Here is a 20,673-nt window from a genome sequence, read left to right as displayed (position 1 = left end):
CGCGGGGCCAATCGATACCTCTGGCGGGCCAACCATGGCTGCTGAGGCCCCTGTGAAGCTCTGGATCAACGCCTACGAGGCGCCGCGCGTCACGGACTACCACGCGCATGAAACCGGCCAGCTGTTCGCACTGCGCGAGGGGTTGCAGGTCATTGAGACGCCTTCGGGCCGTTGGGTGCAGCCGCCGGGGTGGATCGGCTGGATCGCACCGCACTGCGCCCATGCGGCGCAGAGCTTTGGTGCCACCGCGGGCTGGAGCTTGCACATCGACTCGATGATGGCGGCGGCCTTGCCGGACGGGCCGCATGTGTTTGCCGTCACGCCGCTGGTGCAGGGGCTGGTCGACCGGCTGACATCGATGGATGCCACCGAGTCCCTGCTGGAGCCGCGCCGTGCGCGTCTGGTGGGCGTGCTGATCGATGAGCTTGCGACAGGCGCCAGGCCGTCGCTGCACCTGCCGATGCCGCAGGACAAGCGCCTTGCTGCGATGGCTGCTGCGGTGGCCAATGATCCGGCGTTGCCGGACAGCATCGACGAATGGGCCGATCGCATCGGCATGGCGCGCAGGACGCTCACTCGCCGTTTCGCCGTGGAAACGGGCCTGAGCTTCGCGCAATGGCGCCAGCAGGCGCGGTTGCTCAAGGCCGTCGAGCTGCTGAGCCTGAAGGAGCCCGTGACGGCGGTGGCGCTGACGGTGGGCTACAGCTCCGTGAGCGCCTTCATCGAAGCCTTCCGCAAGCACTTCGGCCGCACGCCGTCGCGCTTCTTCGAAGAAAGCGTGGCCTTGTCGCAGGCGAAAAAAAAGCCCGCATGAAGCGGGCTTTTTGATTCAGGAGCGCGAGGCCCCTGAGCGCTTACTTGACGTGCTTGCCGATCAGCGCAGCCAGTTCGAACATCGACACTTGGGCCTTGCCGAAGATTTCCTTCAGCTTGGCGTCGGCGTTGATGTTGCGCTTGTTGGCCTTGTCTTGAAGGTTGTTCTTCTTGATGTAGTCCCACAGCTTGCTCACGACAGCGGTACGCGGCAGCGGCGTCGAGCCGACCACAGCGGCGAGTGCCGGGCTGGGGGTCAGGGCCTTCATGAACGCGGCGTTGGGCGTGCGCTTCTTGGCGGGAGCAGCCTTCTTTGCGGGAGCGGCCTTCTTGGCAGGAGCCTTCTTCGCCGGAACAGCCTTCTTAGCAGGAGCAGCAGCCTTCTTGGCCGGTGCAGCCTTCTTCGCAGGAGCCGCCGCCTTCTTTGCGGGAGCGGCCTTCTTTGCCGGAGCTTTCTTGGCCGGAGCCTTCTTTGCAGTTGCCATGGTTGATTTCCTTTTTTGGTTGAACACTCACCAATGAAAAACTTGCGTCTCCAGTGGCAATGCGGATGCTAAAGGAGAAAAAACGCGTTTCCAAGGGAAAAAGCGCTTTTTTCATTGGGAGTTGTTGTTTTTTCAGAGGGGAGAAGCCCTGTTTTTCACGTTCGACGCCCAGGCCATGTCGCAAGCACCACACCCGCGAGGGCAATGACGAACGCAACCAGCTGTGGCGAAGAGAGGTTTTCACCCAGCACGAGCACGCCGACGAGGGCTGCGCTCACGGGCAGCATCACGGCGAAGACACCCGCTTGTGCGGCTGGTACGTGGCGAAGTCCGGTCATCCAGAGCCACACTGTCCAGATGCTTGCAGCGAGCGCATAGACCACGAGCAGCGCCCAGGTGCCGAAGCGCACCGCGGTGAAATCGAACTGCAGCGCGAACCAGATGCCGAAGGGCAGCGAGAGCACGAAGCCCCACAGGTTGATGAGCGAGGCGATGCGCTTGGGCCCCAGGCGTCCCGTGAGCGACTTGCCGATCACCGCGTACGCCGTCTCGCAGAGCACCGCGCAGAACACCAGCAGGTTGCCGAGCCAGGGCATCGATGCCGACGAAGCAGTGGGCGATGCCGGTGCGTGCGCCGGCGAAAGTGCCAGCAGACCGATGCCGAGCGCGGCGCATGCGATGGCCAGGCCGATGCGCACGGTGATGCGCTCGCGCAGGAACAGCCAGCTCGCCACGGCCACGCACGCGGGGATCGACGCCATGATCACGCCCGCCGACACCGCGCTCGTGAGGCTCACGCCGAACAGCATGCAGATCGAGAACATGAAGTTGCCGAGGAACGACTCGAGGAACACCAGCCAGCGCGTGCGCGCGGTCATCGGCGGTTCGTCGGGTGTGCGCTTGAGCCAATGCGGCATGGCCAGTGCGGCGATGCCGAAGCGCAGCCATGCGAGCAGCAGCACCGGAAAGGCGGCGACAAGGGGCTTGGAGAGGGCGACGTAGCCGCCGACGAGCGACATGCTCAGGGCCAGGCAGCCGTAGGCCACGAGGCGGCCTGATGCGGGAGCAGCGGAGTTCAATAGACTGAAGTTCTGTAGTTGCGGAGAAGGCGGTTTCGATGATGCCCCACGTTTTTGTTTACGGCACGCTGCGCCGCGGCGGGCGCAACGACATCGCGCGCTATCGGCCCGCGCCGGTGTGGGTGGGCGATGCGTGCATTTCCGGCACGCTGTATGACCTGGGCGCCTATCCGGGTGTCGTGCTGGGTGGGGTGGGGCGCGTGAAGGGCGAGGTCTATGTCGTCGAGCCCGCGGTCGAGGCAGCACTCAACGTGCTCGAGGAGGTGGCTGACGATGACTCAGGCGAGTACATCAAGCGGCAGGTGCGCGTGGATGTTGGCGGGCAGTGGCTCGATTGCCTGGTCTACGAGATCCATCCGACGCGCATCGTGGGCCGCCGCGTGATCGAAAGCGGCGATTGGATTGCACATGCAGCACGAAGCGATGCCTCGTTTTCACAACCGAAAGATTGATTGCGCATTGCGAAATCGGCGGCTGCTGCGTCGCAATATTTTTTCTCGATATGAGAAAAATAATTTTGCATTGAGAAATATCTCTGTAAGTTGTTGATTTAATTGATTGAAAAATATGTCTTCTATAAGACATAAGAGTCTGCGGGCCGATTACAGTAACTCCACGGCCGCAGCGCCCAACCTTCAATCAACCTCACGGAGTGACCATGCCCCAGACCCTCACAGAACAACTCAGCCGCGAACAGCAGATTGCCGCCCTCGAAAAGGAATGGGCCACCGATCCGCGCTGGAAGGGCGTCAAGCGTGGCTACAGCGCGGCCGACGTGGTGCGCCTGCGCGGTTCGTTCCCCATCGAGCACACGCTGGCCAAGCGCGGCGCAGAGAAGCTCTGGGACAAGATCAACGGCGGCTCCAAGAAGGGCTATGTGAACGCGTTCGGCGCCATCTCCGCCGGTCAGGCGATGCAACAGGCCAAGGCTGGCCTGGAAGCCGTTTACCTGTCGGGCTGGCAAGTCGCCGCCGACGGCAACAGCTCCGAGACGATGTACCCCGACCAGTCGCTGTACGCCTACGACTCGGTGCCGACGATGGTCCGCCGCATCAACAACACCTTCCGCCGTGCCGATGAAATCCAGTGGGGCCGCGGTGTCAACCCGGGCGACAAGGAGTTCATCGACTACTTCCTGCCCATCGTGGCCGATGCGGAAGCCGGTTTCGGCGGCGTGCTCAACGCCTTCGAACTGATGAAGAACATGATCACGGCCGGCGCAGCTGGCGTGCACTTCGAAGACCAACTGGCTGCCGTGAAGAAGTGCGGCCACATGGGCGGCAAGGTGCTCGTGCCGACGCATGAAGCCTGCGAAAAGCTGATTGCCGCGCGCTTCGCAGCCGACGTTCTGGGTGTGTCGACCATCGTCCTGGCCCGTACCGACGCGGAAGCCGCGAACCTGATCACCTCGGACCATGACGCCAACGACAAGCCCTTCCTGACGGGCGAGCGCACGCAGGAAGGCTTCTACCGCGTGAAGAACGGCCTGGAACAAGCCATCAGCCGCGGCGTGGCCTACGCGCCCTACGCAGACCTCGTGTGGTGCGAAACCGGCGTGCCGGACATCGGCTTTGCCCGCGAATTCGCACAAGCCGTGCACGCCGCCTGCCCCGGCAAGCTGCTGTCGTACAACTGCTCGCCTTCCTTCAACTGGAAGAAGAACCTCGACGACAAGCAGATCGCCTCGTTCCAGGAAGACCTGTCGGCCCTGGGCTACAAGTACCAGTTCATCACGCTGGCCGGCATCCACGTCAACTGGTTCAACACCTTCCAGTTCGCCCACGCCTACGCCCGCGGTGAAGGCATGAAGCACTACGTCAACATGGTGCAGGAACCCGAGTTCGCCGCGCGCGACAAGGGCTACACCTTCGTGTCGCACCAGCAGGAAGTTGGCGCCGGTTACTTCGACGATGTGACCACCGTGATCCAGGGCGGTTCGTCCAGCGTGAAGGCGCTGTCGGGCTCGACCGAAGAAGAGCAGTTCCACTGATCGGGTGATCGACCCTCGCGGGTCGGTCTTTCGACAGGCAGATATTTCGCTGTCACTTTCAGCCCGGCCGCGCGCCGGGCTTTTTTTGCGTCCGTTGCGTGCTCAGGCTTCGAGGCGCACCTCGCGCACGCCGCGGCCCAGGCGCTGGCGCAGCAGGGTGCGCAGCGTGACGCCGTCGGCGTAGCCCACCATGCCGGCGATCTGCTCCAGGCTCTTGTCGCTGGTCTTGAGCAGGTGCACCGCGCGCTCCACGCGCAGGTCCTGCACGTAGGAGAGGGGGCTCTTGCCCAGCACCTGCTGCATGCGGCGGGCCAGCGTGCGCTTGCTGGTGCCCGCGGCCTGTGCGGCCTCGTCGAGCGAGAAGCCGTCGGCCAACCGGCCGCGCGCCCAGCGCTCGAAGCGCTCCACCAGCGGGTCGGAATGCGAGAGGTGGTCAGAGATCACGTAGGCCGACTGCGACGGCCGCGAGTCGACGATCAGGTAGCGCGCGACCAGCGTCGCGAGTTCGGGGCTGGCCTGGCGCACGATCCACAGCGCCATGTCGACATGGCTCAGCGCTGCGCCGGCCGTGACCAGGTTGCCGGAGCTGACCAGCATGCGTGAGTCTTCCAGTTGCACGGCAGGGTAGCGCTGGCGGAACAGCGTGGCCAGCCACCAGGTCGTGGTTGCCTTCTGGTGATCGAGCACGCCCGATTCCGCGAGCACGAAGGTGCCGATGCAGGCGGCGGCCAGATTGGCGCTTTTGCTTGCGCGTTCCTGCAATGCGGCGCAGGCGTCGCGCACGTCGGGGCGACACAAGGCGGGTTCCAGTGTTTCGGGCATCTTGCAGCCCAGCGCTGGAACGATCAGCCAATCCGCGGAGCTGGCGTCGAGCGCGCGAGCCACCGGAACGGTGAGCCCCTGCGAGGTTCTCACCCGCTTGCGAACGCCCGTCACAGTGACTTCGAACGGCGCCACGTCGAGCTGCAGCATGGCCGCGAGTTCGTTGGCAGTGGTGAACACGTCGAGCACCGTGGACAGGCCGGTGTCGAACACGCCATCGAGAGCGAGTACATCGAGCTTCATGGCCATAACGATATCAAAGATGTCAAAAACGCCAATAGCTCCAGAGACAACGGCTGCCTAGAGTCCATACCAACGCCGCGCAATGTCGCGCGCCGTTCAACTCAGGAGATCACCCATGATCAAGTACGCACTGTTCGCTCGCCTCGAAGCCAAGCCGGGCAGGGAAGGCGATATAGAGAGGTTCCTCGAAGCCGGCCTTGCGATGGCGCGCGACGAGAAGACCACGCCGATCTGGTTTGCGCTGCGCCTGTCGCCGAGCACCTTCGGCGTGTTCGACGCGTTCGAAGACGAAGCCGGTCGCCAGGCTCATTTGACCGGCCCGATCGCCCAAGCGCTGATGGCGAAAGCTCCCGAGCTGTTCGCCAAGCCGCCGTCTATCGAGCCCATTGAAGTGCTGGGACTCAAGAATGCGGCGCCCGCGTCCTGAACGGGCAGCGGCTAGAATTGCGGACTCTGCACTCAACAAGAGCGAGAAAGGCACCTTGGTTATGACACCGCGAACTACTCCGCAAGGATTCAGCGGCTTTTTCTTCACTGAAGGAAAAGGCCGGTAGCCCCGCGCTCGCTGGTTTCTGCCAGCTTCACAACCAAGCAAAGCGCGGCATCCACCGCGCTTTTTTGTTTTTCTCCCCGAGGTTTTCTTCAAATGATCCAGATCACGCTCCCCGACAACTCGCGCCGCGAGTTCCCCGGCCCGGTTTCGGTGGCCGAAGTTGCCCAGTCCATCGGACCCGGCCTGGCCAAGATGACGGTGGCCGGCAAGGTCGACGGCAGGCTCGTCGATGCCAGCGACGTCATCGACCATGACGCCAAGCTGCAGATCATCACGCCCAAGGACGACGAAGGCCTGGAAATCATCCGCCATTCGACGGCCCACCTGGTCGGCCATGCGGTGAAGCAGCTCTACCCGACGGCCAAGATGGTGATCGGGCCCGTGATCGACGAAGGCTTCTACTACGACATCTCGTACGAGCGCCCGTTCACGCCCGAGGACATGGTCGCCATCGAGGCGCGCATGCGCGAGCTGATCGCGCAGGACTACGACGTGATCAAGAAGATGACGCCGCGCGCCGAAGTCATCGAAGTCTTCAAGTCGCGCGGCGAGGACTACAAGCTGCGCCTCGTCGAGGACATGCCCGACGAGCAGGCCATGGGCCTGTACTACCACCAGGAATACGTCGACATGTGCCGCGGCCCGCACGTGCCGAACACGCGCTTCCTGAAGGTCTTCAAGCTGACGAAGCTGGCTGGCGCCTACTGGCGCGGCGACGCCAAGAACGAGCAATTGCAGCGCATCTACGGCACGGCCTGGGCCGACAAGAAGCAGCTCGACCAGTACATCCAGCGCATCGAGGAAGCCGAGAAGCGCGACCACCGCAAGCTCGGCAAGGAGCTTGACCTGTTCCACATCGACGAAGTGGCGCCGGGCGTGGTGTTCTGGCACCCCAAGGGCTGGGCCGTGTGGCAGGCCGTCGAGCAGTACATGCGCGGCATCTACCGCGACACGGGCTATTGGGAAGTGAAGGGCCCGCAGATCCTCGACAAGAGCCTGTGGGAGAAAACGGGCCACTGGCAGAACTATCGCGACAACATGTTCACGACGGAGTCGGAGAAGCGCGAATATGCGCTCAAGCCGATGAACTGCCCGGGCCACGTGCTGATCTTCAAGAGCGACCTGCGCAGCTACCGCGACCTGCCGCTGCGCTATGGCGAATTCGGCCAGTGCCACCGCAACGAGCCCAGCGGTGCGCTGCACGGCATCATGCGCGTGCGCGGCTTCACGCAGGACGACGGGCACATCTTCTGCACGGAGGACCAGATCCTCGACGAGTGCATTGCGTACACGGAGCAGCTTCAGAAGGTCTATGCCGACTTCGGCTTCACGGACATCCTCTACAAGGTCGCCACGCGGCCCGAGAACCGCGTCGGCTCCGACGAGCTGTGGGACAAGGCCGAGCACGCGGTGATGGAATCACTGCGCCGCTCGGGCGTCGACTTCGTCATTGCACCGGGCGATGGCGCCTTCTACGGCCCCAAGATCGAATACACGCTGCGCGATGCCATCGGCCGCCAGTGGCAGTGCGGCACGATGCAGGTCGACTTCAACACTGCCGAGCGCCTGGGCGGCGAATACGTGACGGAATCGAGCGGCCGCGCGCACCCTGTGATGCTGCACCGCGCGATCGTCGGCAGCCTCGAGCGCTTCATCGGCATGCTGATCGAACACCACTCGGGCGCGCTGCCTGCGTGGCTCGCTCCGGTGCAGGTGGCGGTGCTCAATATCAGTGAAGGACAGGCTGATTACGCTGCGCAAGTTGCGAAAGCGCTGCAAAATCAAGGGCTTAGGGTTCAGCTTGACCTGCACAACGAGAAGATTACGTATAAAATACGGAAGCATTCGTTGCAAAAGCTCCCTTATATCGTTGTCGTAGGCGACAAGGAAAAGGAAGCAGGTGCCGTCGCAGTGCGCGCCCGGGGCAATCAAGACCTCGGTGCAATGTCCCTCGAATCGTTCGTGCAACGGCTCGTCCAGGATATTGCCGACAAGCGTTGATTTGTCTTCGGAACACCCCATATGTTTCAAAGCCAAATCATGCCGTTTGTCCGCGAGGACTGACCGGTGTTCGCTACAGATTTTGTAGCAAATTTTGAAGGATTCTGACCATCGCTACTGCATTCCGCGACCGCCGCCACCGCGAGGAACGCCAACACCGCCTGAACCGGGAAATCATGGCCCCGGAAGTCCGCCTGATCGGCCCGGATAACGAGCAATTGGGTGTCGTGAGTCTTGCCGAGGCTCTGCGCCTTGCCGGTGAGCAGGACGTGGACCTGGTGGAGGTCGTCGCGGCGGCCAACCCGCCCGTGTGCCGCCTGATCGAGTACGGCAAGTTCAAGTACCACGAGCAGAAGAAGGCAGCCGAGGCGAAGTCGAAGCAGAAGGTCATCGAGGTCAAGGAAATCAAGTTCCGGCCCGGTACCGACGATGGCGACTACAACATCAAGATGCGCAACATCAAGCGCTTTCTTGATGAGGGCGACAAATGCAAGATCACGCTGCGCTTCCGCGGCCGCGAGATCACGCACCAGGAGCTCGGTCTGGCTTTGCTGCAGCGTATTCGCGACGAACTGGGTGACCTGATCATGGTCGAGCAGTTTCCGAAGCTCGAAGGCCGGCAGATGATCATGATGATCGCGCCGGGTCGCAAGAAGGCTGGTGGCGCTGCGCCGAAGCCGGCTGCAGATGCCGCTGCCGCGCCGACAGCGTCGCCCGCAACAGCCTGAGCGTCAGGGTTGCAGTAGAGAAGAGAAGGTTCGAAGGGATTTCGCCCTTGCCAGCGCCTCGCAAGAGGTGCCGGCAGGGGCGGGATAAAGAAGTGTCTCGGGGCCAACAAGTCCGTGGAGCATCCATGGCGCCTCACGAGCACAAACTAAAGGAGCATTCACATGCCCAAAATGAAGACCAAGAGCAGCGCGAAAAAACGTTTCCGCGTTCGTCCCGGTGGCACCGTCAAGCGCGGTCAAGCCTTCAAGCGTCACATCTTGACGAAGAAGACCACCAAGAACAAGCGTCACCTGCGTGGTGCAGTCGCAGTGCATGAGACCAACATGGTTTCTGTCGCCGCCATGCTGCCCGGCCGTGGCATTTAACTCAGACGAACAAGGAGTACACACATGCCTCGCGTCAAACGTGGTGTAACGGCTCGCGCCCGCCACAAGAAAGTTCTCGCACTCGCCAAGGGTTTCCGCGGTCGCCGCGGCAATGTCTTCCGCGTCGCCAAACAGGCGGTGATGAAGGCAGGCCAATACGCCTACCGTGACCGCCGTACCAAGAAGCGCGTGTTCCGTCAGCTGTGGATCGCGCGTATCAACGCCGCCTCGCGTGAACTGGGCCTGACCTACAGCCAGTTCGCCAACGGCATCCGCAAGGCCGGTATCGAGATCGACCGCAAGATGCTTGCGGACATCGCCGTGCACGACAAGGCCGCTTTTGCCGGCATCGTGGAGCAGGTCAAGGCCAAGCTGGCTGCTTGATTCTGCACAGCAGGGGTGCTGCCTCCGGGCAGCTTCCTGCGCCCACGGCTCAAGGGCTGGCGCTTGAAAAGGCTCCAGCTCTTTTTTATTTCCCCTCGAAGATTTTTGTTGCTATGAACGAGTTGGACTCCCTGGTCGACACCGCACGCGCCGCCTTCGCAGAAGCGAAAACGCCCGCCGAGCTCGAAAACGCCAAGGCCCAGTTCCTCGGCAAGTCGGGCCGCATCACCGAGCTGATGAAGGGCATGGCCGCGCTGAGTGTCGAAGAGAAGAAGTCCCGCGGCGCAGCGATCAATGTCGCCAAGCAGGCCATCGAGGCCGCACTGACCGACCGCCGCCAGCAACTGGCCGACGAAGAGCTCTCGCTGCAACTGCGCGCCGAAGCGCTCGACGTGAGCCTGCCAGGCCGCCGCCGCATTCCTGGCGGACTGCACCCCGTGAGCCGCACCCTGGAGCGCATCGAGGAGATCTTCTCCAGCATGGGCTTCGACGTGGCCGACGGCCCCGAAGTCGAGAGCGACTGGCACAGCTTCACCTCGCTCAACAATCCGCCGAACCATCCGGCGCGTTCGATGCAGGACACCTTCTACGTCGACATCAACGGCGACGACGGCATCCCCTACAACCTGCGTCCGCACACCAGCCCGATGCAGGTGCGCTATGCGCATCAGCACATCAAGAAGTACGCCGCCGAGTTCGCAGCCGCTGCGGCCGACACTACCGGCACCGTGAAGGCGCCCGAGATCCGCGTGATCGCCCCGGGCCGTACCTACCGCGTCGACAGCGACGCCACCCACTCGCCCATGTTCCACCAGTGCGAAGGCCTGTGGCTCGGCGAGAACGTGAGCTTCAAGGACCTGAAGGTCGTCTTCACCGACTTCTGCCGCACCTTCTTCGAGCGCGATGATCTCGTGCTGCGCTTCCGTCCGAGCTTCTTCCCGTTCACCGAGCCGAGCGCCGAGATCGACATCCAGTTCGCGAGCGGGCCGCTGGCCGGCCGCTGGCTCGAGGTGTCGGGTTCGGGCCAGGTGCATCCGAACGTGGTTCGCAACATGGGCCTCGACCCCGAGCGCTACATCGGCTTCGCTTTCGGCATGGGCCCCGACCGGCTCACGATGCTGCGCTACGGCGTGAACGACCTGCGCCTCTTCTTCGACGGCGACTTGCGTTTTCTCTCGCAGTTCCAGTAAGCACCCCTCCATAGAAAAACCAGATCGAGATCGAAGAGATGCAATTCCCGGAATCCTGGCTGCGCGAGTTCTGCAACCCGCCCCTCGACAGCGCCGCACTGGCCGAAACGCTCACCATGGGTGGCTTCGAGGTCGAAGAGCGCCGACCGGTGGCGCCGCCCTTCACGCGCATCGTGGTCGGCGAAATCAAGGAAGCCGAGCAGCACCCGAATGCCGATCGCCTGCGCGTGTGCCAGGTCGACGCGGGGCAAGGCGCCTTGCTCAATATCGTGTGCGGCGCGCCCAATGCGCGCGTTGGCATCAAGGTGCCTTGCGCACTCGTCGGCGCCGAACTGCCGCCGGGTGAAGACGGCAAGCCCTTCCTCATCAAGCTCGGCAAGCTGCGCGGCGTCGAGAGCCAGGGCATGCTGTGCTCAGCGCGCGAACTGGGTCTGAACGAAGACCACGGCGGCCTGCTCGAGCTCGATGCCGACGCGCCCATCGGCGCCGACGTGCGCGACGTGCTCAAGCTCGACGACGCACTGCTCACGCTCAAGCTCACCCCCAACCTGGCGCACGGCCTCAGCGTCTACGGCGTGGCGCGCGAACTCGCCGCGCTCACTGGTGCGCCACTCAAGACCCCTGCCATCGCGCCGGTGGTGACGTCGTTCGCCGACGTGTTGCCGGTCAAGGTCGAGGCTCCCGAACTCTGCGGCCGCTTCTCGGGTCGCATCGTGCGCGGCGTCGACACCAAGGTCGTCACACCGGCATGGATGGTCGAGCGCCTTGCGCGCTGCGGCCAACGCAGTGTGACGCCGCTGGTCGACATCTCGAACTACGTGATGTTCGAATACGGCCAGCCCAGCCACATCTTCGATCTCGACAAGATCCACGGCGGCCTCACGGTGCGCTGGGGCAAGGCGGGCGAACAGCTCAAGCTGCTCAACGGCACGACCATCACCGTCGACGAGAAGGTCGGCGTGATCGCCGACGACCGCGAAGTCGAATCGCTCGCCGGCATCATGGGCGGCGACGCCACCTCGGTGACCGACGACACGCGCAACATCTATGTCGAAGCCGCTTTCTGGTGGCCCGAGGCGGTGCAGGGCCGTTCGCGCCGCTTCAACTTCTCGACCGATGCGGGCCATCGCTACGAGCGTGGCGTCGATCCGAGCCGCACTGTGCAGATCATCGAGCGCATCACGCAGCTGATCGTCGAAATCTGCGGCGGCGAGGCCGGCAGGATGGACGACCAGACGCTGAGCGTGCCCGAGGCCGTGCCCGTCACGCTGCGCGTCGAGCGTGCGGCGCGCGTGATCGGCATGCCGCTGACGCAAGCGCAATGCGCCGACGCGCTGAATCGCCTCGGTTTCGCGATCACCGAAGGCGAGGGCACGTTGACTGTGACCCCGCCGCCGCACCGCTTCGACCTGCTGATCGAAGAAGACCTGATCGAGGAAGTCGCGCGCCTGATCGGCTTCAACAACCTGCCGACCACCGCGCCGCTCGCCCCCATCACCGCCCGCGTGCGGCCCGAGGCGCAGCGCAGCCGGTTCGCGGTGCGCCGCAGCGTCGCGGCGCTGGGCTATCAGGAAACGATCAACTTCAGTTTCGTCGAAGCGCATTGGGAGCAAGACCTCGCAGGCAATGCCAATCCGATCAAGCTGCTGAACCCCATCGCCAGCCAGATGAGCGTGATGCGCTCGTCGCTGCTGGGCTCGCTGCTGCAGGTGCTCAAGTTCAATCTCGACCGCAAGGCGCCTCGCGTGCGTGTGTTCGAAGTGGGCCGTGTGTTCATGCGCGACGACAGCGTTGCCACCACCGACAGCACCGTGCGCGGCGTGAACCAGCCGATGCGCGTGGCGGGCCTCGCCTGGGGCGACGCCGACGAGTCGCGCTGGGACGGCAAGCCGCAGCGCGTCGACTTCTACGACGTCAAAGGCGACGTCGAAGCACTGCTCGCGCCGCTGGTGCCCAGCTTCGAGGTGGCCGAGCATCCGGCCCTGCACCCGGGCCGTTCGGCGCGTGTGCTGGTTGGCGGCAAGGCCATCGGCTTCGTCGGCGAACTGCATCCGCGCTGGCGCCAGAAGTGGGACTTCGCCCAAGCGCCCGTGTTGTTCGAACTCGACCTCGACGCCGTCACGGCGCGCCCCGTGCCGGTTGCTCAGCCAGTGCCCAAGCATCAGGCCGTGGAGCGCGACCTTGCCGTGGTGGTGGCTGAAGCCGTCACGCACGATGCACTGGTGCAGGCCATCCGCGCGACGACAGCTGCGCAGGGACTGCTGCGCGACGTGACGCTGTTCGACATCTATCGCCCGCAGCCGCTGCGCGATGGTGCCGTGGCTGCGCCGGGCGCGTTGGCGCAAGGCGAGAAGAGCATGGCGGTTCGCCTCAGTTTCCAGAGCGACAACGCCACCCTGACGGACGAGCAGGTCGAGCCCGCAGTCCGTGCAATCGTCGAACAACTGGACGCCAAGCTCGGCGGCCGCTTGAGGGGATGATGAGAATGAACGCTGCCGAATTCACGCTCGAGGCCCTCGAAACGCCTGCGCTCACCAAGGCGCATCTGGCCGATCTGCTGTTCGAGCAGATCGGCCTGAACAAGCGCGAGTCCAAGGACATGGTCGAGGCGTTCTTCGAGCTCGTGGCCAGCAGTCTCGTCGAAGGCACGGACGTGAAGATCTCGGGCTTCGGCAACTTCCAGATCCGCGTGAAGGCGCCCCGGCCGGGCCGCAACCCGCGCACGGGCGAGGCCATTCCGATCGGCGAGCGCCGCGTGGCCACGTTCCACGCGAGTGCGAAGCTCAAGGAGCAGATTCATGGAAGCATCGATCAGAACGGCGCATCCGAAGTCGAGTGGAGCCTGGGCGCCGAATAGTGCTTGGTGCTGCGCGCCTGCGTAGAGTAATCTCTCAGGTTTCCCGCGCACAGTCTTGATTTCAATGGAGAAAACGCTCCCTCCGATTCCCGTCAAACGCTACTTCACCATTGGTGAGGTCGGCGAACTGTGCGGCGTCAAGCCGCACGTGCTGCGTTATTGGGAGCAGGAGTTCACGCAGCTGCGGCCCATGAAGCGGCGCGGCAACCGCCGCTACTACCAGCACCACGAGGTGCTCATGATCCGCCGCATACGTGATCTGCTCTACGACCAGGGCTTCACGATCAGCGGTGCGCGCAACAAGCTTCAGGAGCTCGTGCAAGGTGAACGCGACCGTCGCAAGGCGGGCGAGGTGCCGCTCGACGGCATGGAGGCCATCGAAATCGACCAGGAAGAATTCGATGCCGCCGTGGTGCAGGATTCGCCCTCGTCGTCTGCCACGCAGACGGTCGACCTGTCGCAGTTGTTGCACCTGCGGCGCGAACTCTTTGAAATTCGTGAGCTGCTGACCCTCGGACGCTGAATTTCAACCGCTATAATCGAGAGCTTCGGTGTGTGGCGCAGCCTGGTAGCGCACTTGCATGGGGTGCAAGGGGTCGAAGGTTCGAATCCTTTCACACCGACCAAAATTGCTAGATAGATCAACGGGTTAGGGCCACAAGCTCTGACCCGTTTTTCTTTGCGTTTGACAAATGGATGGGGTTCCTGACAAACCCGTGCCATTTCAGCTCCCGCCACGCCCCCCTATTGCTGACGGCAAGGGTGTTCCTGTTGGCACCTTGCGACGGTAGACGCGCTTCGTGACCTTCACGTCCTCGTGGTGCAGCAGTTCCTGCGCCGACACATCCGAATCGGAATCTGAGGCCGCCTTCGCGCGCATGTCGTGGAAGGTGATCTCTCGCGATGCCAGGCCAAGCTTCGTGCGCACCGCGCGCCAGAGCGTCTTGAATGCCTCCTTGCCGTAGGGATTCCCTTGCTTCGTGATGAACAGGTAGTCGCTCGGCAGGCTGGCCGCGCCGCCGCGGTTCTTCTTCCGCAGATCGAGCGCACGGGTGAGCGCCGCCCAGAGGTCCGGCGTCATCGTGTAGGCCTTGGTGGTGTAGCCCTTGTCGTTGCGCTTCTTCGTGACGCGCAGGTCAATGTGGTCAGCGTCGAAGTCGCCGATACGGATGTCGAAGATCATTCCGACCCGGGCGCCGGTCTGCGTGCTGATCTCCAGCATGCACTGCAGCACTGGGCTGGCGGCGCTGTAAATTTCGGCGTAGCGCTGGTCGCTCACGTACTGGTCGCGGGGCGCTTCCGGGAGGTACTCGATGCCTTCGCACGGGTTGAAGGTCGTCAGGCCCCAGCGCACGCGCGCCAGGCGGAACATGCGCGACAGCAGCTGGATGTCCTTGTTGGCCGAGGACGCGCGCTCACGATTGGCGTGCAGGTGCTGGGTGATGGTCACCGCGCTCAGGTAGCCCGGCAGCAGCGCCTGCACCTCTGCCTTCGGGTATCGCTTGGTCCGGAATGCCGCCCGCAGCCGCTTGATGCGACCCTGGTATTCGGTCTTCGTGGCCTCGCGCTTGATCGCGGCGAGCTCGTCGGCCTCGTACTTCCGGATGATCTCCTCGAGGGTGCCCACCACGTCGTCATCCGGCACGGCCGCGACCAAGGCCGGGGAGATGTGCCTCTCCCACCAGAGCCTGGCCTGAACTGGAGTCGTGCCGGCGCGCATGGGCACCTTGGCCTCGCGCAGCTTGGCCTCAATTTCCTTGGTGAGGCCATCGGTGCCGCGCCAGTACCAGACCTCACCGACCTTGCGCATACCGCGTGGCAGGTCGGGGATCTTCTTGTTAACTGTGCGCGGCCGCGGCATCCTCGAGTTCCTTGGACAGGCTGGTGAAGGTTCGCACGGCGGCCACGGCCGACTCCATGCGGTTGAGATTCTGCGCGTCGATCTCCACGGTGTTCCAGCGGTGCCCGCAGGCGTCGCAGCAGCGCAGGCGCGTGATCTTGGAATCGCCGGTGCGGGTGGACATCACGCGCTGTTCGGTGCTGGTGCAGGCGGGGCACTTCATGAAACCTCCTTCAGCGCGTCGTCGCGCGCCTGATTGAGCTCGGCCATGTCCGCGGTGCTGCCGCCCTTGTCTGGGTGCGCAGTGCTGGCCAGGATCCGGTATCGCGACGTGATCGACTCGCGGGTTGGCGCACCGTTGCCGAACTGCAGCACGTCGCGCCAGTGGCGCTTCATGCCGGCCACGATGGGCGCAGGCAGGGCGGTGAAGCCGGTGAAGGCCCGCTCGAGCACGATGGCGCCGCCGTGCCGCTCGATCGCGCGCATGGCCTCGATGGTGGCCGCCAGCGCTGCGATGTTCATCTCGACCTTCGTGTAGCGGTCGATGGCCATGCAGCGGGGCGCGGCGCTCCACGGGTCGTTCCAGTAGACCACTGCGCCTGGGTCGGCCGGCTGGGCCTGATCGCTGCGCGGCAAGCCGTCGAGCCGCAGTTTCAGGTTCGTGCTGAGCACCAGGTCGTCGCCGCGCACCGCCATGCGGTCGAGTTCGGCGCGCAGCCGCTGGGTGGCACCGGCGACGGTGATGTCTTGCTTGCTGCGCCAGCTGCCGACGGCCGACTGCTTCGTGGAGCCGAACTTGCCGAAGGTTCGCTGGTCGGCGGCAGTGCGCTTCCAGCCGGGCGGCCAAGCGAGGGGGAAGGCGGTGATGTTCATTTGTGGTCGCTCCCCCTATCTCTGGATGTCTCGGCAGCAGCGCGGACGATGTGTTCGGCGCTCATAGCCATTTCCCCTTGATGTCGATGCTCGGCTCGGCCTTCTCCTTCAGGAGCTTCACGCGAGCCTTCAGGCGTTTCTCTTCCTTGGTGAGCGCCTCGACTGTCTCGGCCTTCTCACTGGCCTTGCGCATGACCTCTTTGTGAGACAACCACGCGCGTTGAATCGACAGGGCGTTGCTGAGCAGGTAATCGAAGGGCTCGAACACCTTCCCGCAGTCGGTGCAGCGCACGGTGCGCACATGCTCATCAAGGGTGATCCGGTCGTGCGCGCAGTACCTGTACCCCTCGCGCTCGACTGTGATGGGGTTCTCGGGCAACGGCTCAGCACCTGGGAACGCAACGATCTTGTCAGACATCGCTCGCCCCCTTCCCGCCGCTCGCTCTGATGGCAGCAGCAATGTCGAGCGCGATCCAGCGGGAATTGATGTGCTCTGCTTTCTCGTCCGCGATCTTTGCTGCGCGCTCAGTGGCCCAGAGGACAGCATCCCATGCGTCATAGCCATCGTTTTTAGTGCGCTTCCATGCCTCAAACTCTGCGCGCAGGCCTGTATCGAAGGCTTCGGTGGTAGTCATTGAAGCTTCTCCTTCTTGAAGGTGCCGAAGTTCTGCTGTGCAATGAAGGCGGCCGTGCCATAGAGTCGGTCGAACGCCTCGTTCTGTCCCACCGTTGCGACCATCATCACGCCGGCCACGCTGCATGCCTTCATGAGAACGTTGGCGATGTCCTGCTCGCTTTGGCAGTGGCAGTCGTTCACGAACTGCTGCAGCACCTTGCGCGCGAGCAGCTCGGCGTCGGCCTGGGAGATCATCTTTTTTTTGTCAGTCATGTGCTCCGTCCTTTCCCATGGCGTCGATGGCGTCCACCCGTCGCAGTTGTTCTTTAAAGACTTCTGCAGAATGCTCTGGTGTGTCGCTTACAAAATGTCGTATCGCGCATGCGCGATGAAAGGGGACGCCACAGTCGGTGCAGCGGTATACATCCTGCAGCCGGTCAATTGACGTGCCGCAGCCAACAAGATCAGCATCGATTGGTGTCGGGTTTTCTCCGCAGATCACCAGCGCTTTCGGCGCGGATGCTTGCTGTGCATCCTTCTTCAGCCTCTCAATCTCCGCATCCCTGTCCTTTATGGCTGCTTGGAGGGCGCGCAGTTCATCGCGACCGACGAGCATCGTGTTCACATCGGCGATGTTTCCCGAGAACTCGTACAGGCTGTGGTGCTCTGGCGCTGCGTGCATGAATGCTTCTTTGATTGAAGAGGTGATCTCAGCCATTGCTCGCTCCCTCCCCGCCAGGAGTAGCGCCCTTGAGAGCGGCGCGGCGTTCAAAGTGGAACGTGACCTCGGCACCTGTTTCCTGCACGAGGCCGAAGCGCACCGCATGGCGATAGGTAGGGTAGTCACGATCTAATACGATCAGAGTGCGCGAGAGCTTCGTGCGCCATTCTTCTAGTGTCATCGCGTGTTTGTCGATGTTGCAAGGTGCGCAGGCCGGCATTAGGTTCTCAATGCAATCTCTCTCCGGGTGCAGTGGCTTCCCAGAAATAAGCTTCCATGTCCCTCGTTCTGTTTGCTTGGAAAGCAACTCTCTGGTTACTGGCTCAACGTGATCCGCGTGCCATCGAACACTGAGGTCACAGCCGCAGTAGGCGCACTGGCCGTCGAACATCTCGCGCAATGTGGCGCGTTGTGCCTTGGTGAGCTTCATTTATCCCCCTCCTTGGCGCATCCCTGAGAGGGGCAGGGCTGGGCGGCGAGGGCCATCTTTGCCACTGAGCCATCTTCGACGGTTGCGGTATTGGATTCGTCCTCGTAGAAGTTAGACGGCTCGCCGCTCACCGTATCCCAGGCGTCGGGCTGGTGCTGGGTGAAGTGGTTGCCGTCCGCGTAGAACTGCAGGGCCTCGCGGAGGCGCTTCACTTCATCTGCCACCGGCTGCGCCACCGTTGCGGGGAGCTTTGCGCGAGACTGCACCTCAGCGCAGTGCGAATAGCAGAAATTCAGGTTCGCGATGACATCTTCGGGTTTCGTGATGCCGTCGATGATGTTGCGAACGCCCTGCATGGCGTTGGTCGCCATGTCCGCCCATTCGTTTGCGACGTGCTGCCACGGCTCATGCGCGCTCGCTGTTGGTGCTTCCTCGCGCGAGTCTGATGTGCCCGTGAGGATGCCGGTGATCGTCTCGTGCGCCGTGGGCAGGTTCGACGGGATGATTACCGGCTTGTACGAGGCCAGCAGCCCGACGATTTTGTGCAGTGCGCCAGTGCGCACCGTGTATCCGACAACCTCTTCGTCTTCGCCCCGGACATGCGCGCGAGCACTCACGAACATCGAGGACAGAAGGCCTGAGATCTGCACCAGCGCCTCCTTCTCCCCCGCATCGACCGCAGGGGAGACCTTTTGCCCCGCTTCGAAGCCAGCATCCCATGCGCGGTTGAGCGCCTGCGCCCGTTGGCAGGTTGGATCGCTGTATGCGTCCTCCTGCTCGCGCGCATCGATAGCGGCCCCAGGTGTGGCCAGGGCTGCGCGCTCATCCATGCGCCCCTTGGCGTAGGCCTGCCACATGTTCTCGGTGTCCGCGTTGCTGTACGACCAGCCGGCCGATGTTTCGCGGCCGAACAGCCATTCCGGCTCATAGTCTCCTTCCTCGCAGAACCAGGCCTCAAACGCCTCGCGCTCGGCTGCCACCGCCCCGGCCGGCTCTTTGCTGGGGGTGGTGAGGGAGGCGCGCAGAGCTTCTTCAAGTGCTGAGCGTTCTTCGTCACTGTCGCTGTTGTCGGTCACGCACTCCATAGCGCGGAATGCCAATGCGTAGTCATCGGCAAGTTCCATGAGCCGCATCAGCGCGTCGCGCTCATCCCCTACAGTCTTGTCGTTGGTGGTCATGATGCCTCCGGGATCACAGCAACCACGGTATTCACACCGGTCCCAGATTCCTTGAAGGAGTTCTCGGGCAACGCTTCGATGTGGCCGCCGCGCGTGTCTACGAGCGCGCGAAACTCAGCCGTGCGCGCATCGTTGCGGAATACGACGCCCGCCGACATCACAGCCACCAGCAGACCACCTGGCTTGAGAAACTTGAGCGCGTGCGTGACGTGCTTGATGTCCGACTGCTTTAGGAACGGTGGGTTCATCACCACGCGGTCATAGATCGGCTCAGGATCGACCCCCAAGAAATCAGCCACTGATGTGCGGCCAAGTTCATGCGGAGCACTCATCGCCAGCGTGAAAGCGTTCCCCTGCTGGATTTCGTAGCAATCCACCTTTGCCCCGGCGGCTGCGCAGGGCCAAGCGATAGCGCCAGTGCCCGCACTGGGCTCAAGGACGGTCATGCCGGGACAGATGCCGGCCAGTGCAATCAGCTTCTTCACGACGGCCGGCGGCGTCGGAAAGAAGTTGAATTCGTCCTTCGGCACGTCAACCTCGCCGGACAGCAACATCTGGTCGATACGCGTGGCAGCGTCGGTGTCAAACACATGGGCCTTTGCCTTGCGGTTCCACTTGCCGCCAGCGGCCTCCAGCACTTTGTTGGTCTTCTCGTACAGCTTGCGATCAAGCTGACCGGTGAGCACAACATCATTGCCAAGAACTTGGGCCACGCTCAGCACGGCCATGACGTTTTCGTCGATCTTCATTTTTGCTGCCTTATTCAGTTTGAAACGCGTTGGTGGTCATGATTGCTGGTCTCCAGTGGCGAGCCATGCGTCACGTTGCGCCGTGATCTCGCGTTCGATGTCCGCTTCGGTCTTCAAAGTACCGTCCGGGCGCTTGTTAAATGGCGAGATGGTCTGCCAGAACTTCTGCGTCTCTTGGCGCTTCTTTCCATCTGCATCCACCCAACGGCGAGTTGCTTTGATGGCGACTTCTTGAAAGCGGATGCGGGTCATTGCTGTCCCCCAGTGGCGCAGGCGATAGTTGGCGGGGCTGGGAGGGGCATCCAGTGCGTTGGGCGGCAATTGATTGCAACGCCACCACACCCGTCATATGTGGCATGGCAAGGTGATTGCTCCCAATCGTTGTGGGACCAATATCCTTCGATGATCCCTTCGGATGTATAGAGAAGGATGCTTGTTCCATCCTTTGGCGCCGTCTCAATCGGCTGCCATTGCCCTGCAATCTCTGCAGTCTCTCTGGAGGGGGTGGGGTGGGATTCGGAGGTCATGCAAGGTCCTTCCATTGGAGGCAGCCCGCGCTCGAGCAGCGGCCAGTCATCCGGCCGTCGACCGCGCTGGCGGTGTACGTAAGAAGTCCGCCGCAACGGACGCACTGCATAGAGGCCTTCACGGTCTCGGCAGGGCGCAGCGTTGCGGGGTCGAAGTGGCGGCGGAAGATGTCCGCCTTGGCGCGCGCCACCGCGCTGGAGAAGGCGCCGAATCCTGGTGTGGTCATG

General features: G+C 63.1%; 28 protein-coding genes and 1 tRNA gene. 13 read left to right on the top strand and 16 right to left on the bottom strand.

Going from position 1 to position 20,673, the window contains the following annotated elements:
• The first annotated feature begins 34 nt into the window (after positions 1 to 34).
• On the top strand, positions 35 to 814 hold the full coding sequence (locus BLV60_RS08905) for a helix-turn-helix transcriptional regulator (protein ID WP_093053091.1): 780 nt from the start codon (positions 35 to 37) through the stop codon (positions 812 to 814).
• Between the two features lie 40 nt (positions 815 to 854).
• Here the strand turns inward: BLV60_RS08905 and BLV60_RS08900 are convergent, their stop codons facing one another.
• Positions 855 to 1,298 carry an SWIB/MDM2 domain-containing protein gene (locus BLV60_RS08900; protein WP_093053088.1) on the bottom strand — a complete coding sequence of 148 codons (444 nt, stop codon included), beginning with the start codon at positions 1,296 to 1,298 and terminating at the stop codon, positions 855 to 857.
• A gap of 155 nt (positions 1,299 to 1,453) precedes the next feature.
• A complete protein-coding gene (locus BLV60_RS08895; protein WP_093053086.1) occupies positions 1,454 to 2,377 on the bottom strand; it encodes a DMT family transporter in 924 nt (307 codons plus the stop codon).
• A gap of 38 nt (positions 2,378 to 2,415) precedes the next feature.
• Here BLV60_RS08895 and BLV60_RS08890 point away from each other — a divergent pair, with 38 nt between their 5' ends.
• Positions 2,416 to 2,829 (top strand): gamma-glutamylcyclotransferase family protein, encoded by a 414-nt coding sequence (locus tag BLV60_RS08890; protein WP_093053083.1) that lies wholly within the window; start codon positions 2,416 to 2,418, stop codon positions 2,827 to 2,829.
• 206 nt (positions 2,830 to 3,035) lie between these two features.
• On the top strand, positions 3,036 to 4,367 hold the full coding sequence (gene aceA, locus BLV60_RS08885) for an isocitrate lyase (RefSeq protein ID WP_093053080.1): 1,332 nt from the start codon (positions 3,036 to 3,038) through the stop codon (positions 4,365 to 4,367).
• A 102-nt stretch (positions 4,368 to 4,469) separates the two neighbouring features.
• Here the strand turns inward: aceA and BLV60_RS08880 are convergent, their stop codons facing one another.
• Complete coding sequence (locus tag BLV60_RS08880) at positions 4,470 to 5,432, bottom strand: GlxA family transcriptional regulator (RefSeq protein ID WP_093053234.1); 963 nt, start codon at positions 5,430 to 5,432, stop codon at positions 4,470 to 4,472.
• Between the two features lie 115 nt (positions 5,433 to 5,547).
• Between BLV60_RS08880 and BLV60_RS08875 the strand changes: the two genes are divergently transcribed.
• From BLV60_RS08875 to BLV60_RS08830, 10 genes are all read left to right on the top strand, one after another.
• Positions 5,548 to 5,859, top strand: coding sequence for a putative quinol monooxygenase (locus BLV60_RS08875; protein WP_093053077.1), 312 nt, complete (start codon positions 5,548 to 5,550; stop codon positions 5,857 to 5,859).
• A 219-nt stretch (positions 5,860 to 6,078) separates the two neighbouring features.
• Positions 6,079 to 7,986: a threonine--tRNA ligase gene (gene thrS, locus BLV60_RS08870; protein ID WP_093053074.1), complete on the top strand. Its 1,908-nt coding sequence runs from the start codon at positions 6,079 to 6,081 to the stop codon at positions 7,984 to 7,986.
• Positions 7,987 to 8,087: 101 nt separating this feature from the next.
• On the top strand, positions 8,088 to 8,714 hold the full coding sequence (gene infC, locus BLV60_RS08865) for a translation initiation factor IF-3 (RefSeq protein ID WP_093053072.1): 627 nt from the start codon (positions 8,088 to 8,090) through the stop codon (positions 8,712 to 8,714).
• 162 nt (positions 8,715 to 8,876) lie between these two features.
• Entirely contained in the window at positions 8,877 to 9,080 is a 204-nt protein-coding gene (gene rpmI / locus BLV60_RS08860; protein WP_007832497.1) for a 50S ribosomal protein L35, read from the top strand.
• 24 nt (positions 9,081 to 9,104) lie between these two features.
• Positions 9,105 to 9,464, top strand: coding sequence for a 50S ribosomal protein L20 (rplT, locus tag BLV60_RS08855; RefSeq protein ID WP_007832499.1), 360 nt, complete (start codon positions 9,105 to 9,107; stop codon positions 9,462 to 9,464).
• A gap of 113 nt (positions 9,465 to 9,577) precedes the next feature.
• Positions 9,578 to 10,654, top strand: a complete 1,077-nt coding sequence (gene pheS, locus BLV60_RS08850) for a phenylalanine--tRNA ligase subunit alpha (RefSeq protein WP_093053069.1) — start codon at positions 9,578 to 9,580, stop codon at positions 10,652 to 10,654.
• A gap of 38 nt (positions 10,655 to 10,692) precedes the next feature.
• Positions 10,693 to 13,134: a phenylalanine--tRNA ligase subunit beta gene (gene pheT / locus BLV60_RS08845; protein ID WP_093053066.1), complete on the top strand. Its 2,442-nt coding sequence runs from the start codon at positions 10,693 to 10,695 to the stop codon at positions 13,132 to 13,134.
• Between the two features lie 5 nt (positions 13,135 to 13,139).
• Positions 13,140 to 13,511, top strand: coding sequence for an integration host factor subunit alpha (locus BLV60_RS08840; RefSeq protein ID WP_093053063.1), 372 nt, complete (start codon positions 13,140 to 13,142; stop codon positions 13,509 to 13,511).
• Between the two features lie 64 nt (positions 13,512 to 13,575).
• On the top strand, positions 13,576 to 14,034 hold the full coding sequence (locus BLV60_RS08835; RefSeq protein ID WP_093053060.1) for a MerR family transcriptional regulator: 459 nt from the start codon (positions 13,576 to 13,578) through the stop codon (positions 14,032 to 14,034).
• A 26-nt stretch (positions 14,035 to 14,060) separates the two neighbouring features.
• Positions 14,061 to 14,137: transfer RNA gene (locus BLV60_RS08830), tRNA-Pro, on the top strand.
• A gap of 98 nt (positions 14,138 to 14,235) precedes the next feature.
• Here BLV60_RS08830 and xerC read toward each other — a convergent pair.
• The 13 genes from xerC to BLV60_RS34345 all read right to left on the bottom strand — a co-directional run bounded on the left by xerC (position 14,236) and on the right by BLV60_RS34345 (position 20,672).
• Entirely contained in the window at positions 14,236 to 15,372 is a 1,137-nt protein-coding gene (gene xerC, locus BLV60_RS08825; protein WP_093053057.1) for a site-specific integrase, read from the bottom strand.
• Positions 15,350 to 15,574, bottom strand: coding sequence for an NrdR family transcriptional regulator (locus tag BLV60_RS08820; protein ID WP_093053054.1), 225 nt, complete (start codon positions 15,572 to 15,574; stop codon positions 15,350 to 15,352). The genes xerC and BLV60_RS08820 overlap by 23 nt, the downstream gene beginning before the upstream one ends.
• Positions 15,571 to 16,224 (bottom strand): J domain-containing protein, encoded by a 654-nt coding sequence (locus tag BLV60_RS08815; RefSeq protein WP_093053051.1) that lies wholly within the window; start codon positions 16,222 to 16,224, stop codon positions 15,571 to 15,573. The genes BLV60_RS08820 and BLV60_RS08815 overlap by 4 nt, the downstream gene beginning before the upstream one ends.
• A gap of 61 nt (positions 16,225 to 16,285) precedes the next feature.
• Positions 16,286 to 16,642, bottom strand: a complete 357-nt coding sequence (locus BLV60_RS08810) for a hypothetical protein (protein ID WP_093053046.1) — start codon at positions 16,640 to 16,642, stop codon at positions 16,286 to 16,288.
• On the bottom strand, positions 16,635 to 16,859 hold the full coding sequence (locus tag BLV60_RS08805) for a hypothetical protein (RefSeq protein ID WP_093053043.1): 225 nt from the start codon (positions 16,857 to 16,859) through the stop codon (positions 16,635 to 16,637). Before BLV60_RS08805 ends, BLV60_RS08810 begins: the two co-directional genes overlap by 8 nt.
• The gene (locus tag BLV60_RS08800; protein ID WP_093053040.1) at positions 16,856 to 17,113 is read right to left on the bottom strand and encodes a hypothetical protein; all 258 of its coding nucleotides are present in this window, start codon (positions 17,111 to 17,113) and stop codon (positions 16,856 to 16,858) included. The genes BLV60_RS08805 and BLV60_RS08800 overlap by 4 nt, the downstream gene beginning before the upstream one ends.
• A complete protein-coding gene (locus BLV60_RS08795) occupies positions 17,106 to 17,558 on the bottom strand; it encodes a hypothetical protein (RefSeq protein ID WP_143042570.1) in 453 nt (150 codons plus the stop codon). Before BLV60_RS08795 ends, BLV60_RS08800 begins: the two co-directional genes overlap by 8 nt.
• Positions 17,551 to 17,991: an HNH endonuclease signature motif containing protein gene (locus BLV60_RS08790; RefSeq protein ID WP_093053034.1), complete on the bottom strand. Its 441-nt coding sequence runs from the start codon at positions 17,989 to 17,991 to the stop codon at positions 17,551 to 17,553. Before BLV60_RS08790 ends, BLV60_RS08795 begins: the two co-directional genes overlap by 8 nt.
• On the bottom strand, positions 17,988 to 19,169 hold the full coding sequence (locus BLV60_RS08785; RefSeq protein WP_093053031.1) for a hypothetical protein: 1,182 nt from the start codon (positions 19,167 to 19,169) through the stop codon (positions 17,988 to 17,990). Before BLV60_RS08785 ends, BLV60_RS08790 begins: the two co-directional genes overlap by 4 nt.
• Complete coding sequence (locus BLV60_RS08780) at positions 19,166 to 19,918, bottom strand: DNA methyltransferase family protein (protein WP_093053028.1); 753 nt, start codon at positions 19,916 to 19,918, stop codon at positions 19,166 to 19,168. Before BLV60_RS08780 ends, BLV60_RS08785 begins: the two co-directional genes overlap by 4 nt.
• Before the next feature lie 36 nt (positions 19,919 to 19,954).
• Positions 19,955 to 20,170, bottom strand: a complete 216-nt coding sequence (locus tag BLV60_RS08775; protein WP_093053025.1) for a hypothetical protein — start codon at positions 20,168 to 20,170, stop codon at positions 19,955 to 19,957.
• Positions 20,167 to 20,445, bottom strand: coding sequence for a DUF551 domain-containing protein (locus tag BLV60_RS34840; RefSeq protein ID WP_176928754.1), 279 nt, complete (start codon positions 20,443 to 20,445; stop codon positions 20,167 to 20,169). Before BLV60_RS34840 ends, BLV60_RS08775 begins: the two co-directional genes overlap by 4 nt.
• Positions 20,442 to 20,672, bottom strand: a complete 231-nt coding sequence (locus tag BLV60_RS34345; protein ID WP_093053022.1) for a hypothetical protein — start codon at positions 20,670 to 20,672, stop codon at positions 20,442 to 20,444. The genes BLV60_RS34840 and BLV60_RS34345 overlap by 4 nt, the downstream gene beginning before the upstream one ends.
• Position 20,673: the final 1 nt, after the last annotated feature.

This window comes from Variovorax sp. YR634, from assembly GCF_900106655.1.
GTDB lineage: Bacteria > Pseudomonadota > Gammaproteobacteria > Burkholderiales > Burkholderiaceae_C > Variovorax.
Note: the sequence above shows the minus strand (reverse complement) of the source record. Positions and strands in the feature narration are given on the sequence as shown.